Source organism: Flavonifractor sp. An112 (genome assembly GCF_904377885.1).
Lineage (GTDB): Bacteria > Bacillota > Clostridia > Oscillospirales > Oscillospiraceae > Flavonifractor > Flavonifractor avicola.
In genome coordinates this window covers 1-2,281 of record NZ_CAJFGT010000119.1, presented here as the reverse complement: position 1 = coordinate 2,281, position 2,281 = coordinate 1, and the positions used below count along the sequence as shown (strand labels likewise).

Here is a 2,281-nt window from a genome sequence, read left to right as displayed (position 1 = left end):
AAAAGGGGCGGATTCCCACGAAAAACGGCCGCCCGGTGGGCGGCCGTTTTTCTCGGAATGACGGGTCTTTGTACGAGCTGCACATTTTGCAACAGACCCCTTTCCGTCTTTACGAAACTCCCCCGGTCTCCCGCAAGCCGCCCAGGATATGGAGGTACCGGATGGCCCGGAAGGCATAATTGCCCAAAGGCTTCCGGTCCACGTCGTAGGAGTGGGCGGCCACCAGGGTATTGCGCAGGGTGGGCCGTGCCCCCACCTGGACCACCACGGCGGTATGGGTGAATACCTCCCCCTGGGGGCTGAGCTGGACAATATCTCCCGGCAGCAGCAGGTCCAGACTGGTCTCCACGGCGTAGGGGCCGGGGCGCGCCTGGGTCTGGGTCAGGTAGCGGTAGAGAAACTCCACTCCGGTCCAGGCCGGGGCCTTATTGTTGGCGTCCAGGTAATACCATCCGTATTCCGGGGTATAGTCCATTACACCGATGCCGGCATACAGGCACTGGGAGGCGAAGCTGGTGCAGTCGCCCCCCACCTCCTCATAGTCGTAGTAGGCCGGGTTGCGGCCAAAGGCCCAGCGGTGGGCGTAGCGCACGGCGGCACGGCGGTCGTATGGAACAGGCTCCCACATAACAGTTCTCTCCCTTCCCGCTATTCTATGCGGCAGCGGGTCAGGGTGCAAAAAAAGGAGAGGGTCTCCCCTCTCCTTTTTTGTGGTGATTTTGTTGGATCAGGCCTTGCCGTCGCAGCCCAGAACGTAAACCAGCTTGTGCTTCACCAGCTCCTTGATGGCGGCACGGGCGGGCTTCAGGTACTCGCGGGGGTCGAACTTGTCGGGATGATCGTTGAAGAACTTGCGGATGGTGCCGGTCATGGCCAGGCGCAGGTCGGAGTCGATGTTGATCTTACACACAGCGCCCCGGGCGGCCTGACGCAGCTGCTCCTCGGGGATACCCACGGCGTCGGGCATCTTGCCGCCGTTCTCGTTGACCATCTTCACGAACTCCTGAGGCACGGAAGAGGAGCCATGGAGCACGATGGGGAAGCCGGGCAGACGCTTCACGACCTCGTCCAGGATGTCGAAGCGCAGGGGCGGGGGAACCAGCTCGCCCTTCTCATTGCGGGTACACTGAGCGGCGGTGAACTTGTAAGCGCCGTGGCTGGTGCCGATGGCAATGGCCAGGGAGTCACAGTTGGTCTTGGAGACAAACTCCTCCACCTCTTCGGGACGGGTGTAGTGGGAGTCGGCGGCGGACACGTTGACCTCGTCCTCCACACCGGCCAGAGCGCCCAGCTCGGCCTCGACGACGACGCCGTGATCGTGGGCGTACTCAACCACCTTCTTGGTGATCTCGATGTTCTCAGCGAAGGGCTTGGAGGAGGCGTCGATCATGACGGAGGTAAAGCCGCCGTCGATGCAGCTCTTGCAGATCTCGAAGCTGTCGCCGTGGTCCAGATGCAGGCAGATGGGCAGGCCGGTCTCAATGATGGCGGCCTCAACCAGCTTCACCAGGTAGGTGTGGTTGGCGTAGGCGCGGGCGCCCTTGGACACCTGGAGGATCAGGGGGGCGTTGACTTCCTTGGCAGCCTCGGTGATGCCCTGGACAATCTCCATGTTATTGACATTGAAGGCGCCGATGGCGTAGCCGCCGTTGTAGGCCTTCTGGAACATTTCCTTAGTAGTTACGAGAGGCATATCAGTCATCTCCTTTTTTTGATGCACCATGATTTTAGCAGGTCTCCTTGATAATTTCAAGAGGACGTGATATGATATTCCCGCAAAATCAAAATTTGTAAAAATTTATTCAACCAACAGGAGGCAACTTTCATGAGTGAACTGAGAGGCGCTTGCATCATCGGCCAGTCCGGCGGTCCTACCGCCGTCATCAACGCCAGTGCTCTGGGCGTGATCCGTACCGCCCTGGACACCGACTGCATCACCCGGGTGCTGGGCGCCGCCCACGGCATCAAGGGCGTGCTGGACGACAAGCTGTACGATATGGGCCAGGAGGACGCCGCCGAGCTGGATCTGCTCAAGTACACCCCCTCCTCCGCTCTGGGCTCCTGCCGCTATAAACTGGCCGACCCCGACAAGGACGATACCGATTACAAGCGTATCCTTGAGATCTTCAAGAAGTACGACGTGCGCTACTTCTTCTATAACGGCGGCAACGACTCCATGGATACCTGCAACAAGATCTCCAAGTATATGCAGAAGGTGGGCTATGAGTGCCGCATCATGGGCGTGCCCAAGACCATCGACAACGACCTGAACGGCACCGAC

The 2,281-nt window shown here is 59.8% G+C and carries 3 protein-coding genes; 1 reads left to right on the top strand and 2 read right to left on the bottom strand.

Features of this window, described 5'->3' with window-relative positions; translation table 11 throughout:
* Window positions 1-109 precede the first annotated feature (109 nt).
* Window positions 110-628 (bottom strand): amidase domain-containing protein, encoded by a 519-nt coding sequence (locus IHN22_RS12480; protein ID WP_191435680.1) that lies wholly within the window; start codon window positions 626-628, stop codon window positions 110-112.
* A 99-nt stretch (window positions 629-727) separates the two neighbouring features.
* The gene (gene fba / locus IHN22_RS12475; protein ID WP_087327221.1) at window positions 728-1,693 is read right to left on the bottom strand and encodes a class II fructose-1,6-bisphosphate aldolase; all 966 of its coding nucleotides are present in this window, start codon (window positions 1,691-1,693) and stop codon (window positions 728-730) included.
* Window positions 1,694-1,825: 132 nt separating this feature from the next.
* On the opposite strand from fba, the gene IHN22_RS12470 reads away from it, so the two are divergent.
* A partial coding sequence (locus IHN22_RS12470; RefSeq protein ID WP_191435679.1) for a 6-phosphofructokinase occupies window positions 1,826-2,281 on the top strand: 456 nt, incomplete at its 3' end.

Coding starts and splice junctions, on each gene's coding strand:
- IHN22_RS12480 (WP_191435680.1), bottom strand. CDS start 628: ATGTGGGAGCCTGTTCCATACGACCGCCGTGCCGCCGTGCGCTACGCC.
- fba (WP_087327221.1), bottom strand. CDS start 1,693: ATGCCTCTCGTAACTACTAAGGAAATGTTCCAGAAGGCCTACAACGGC.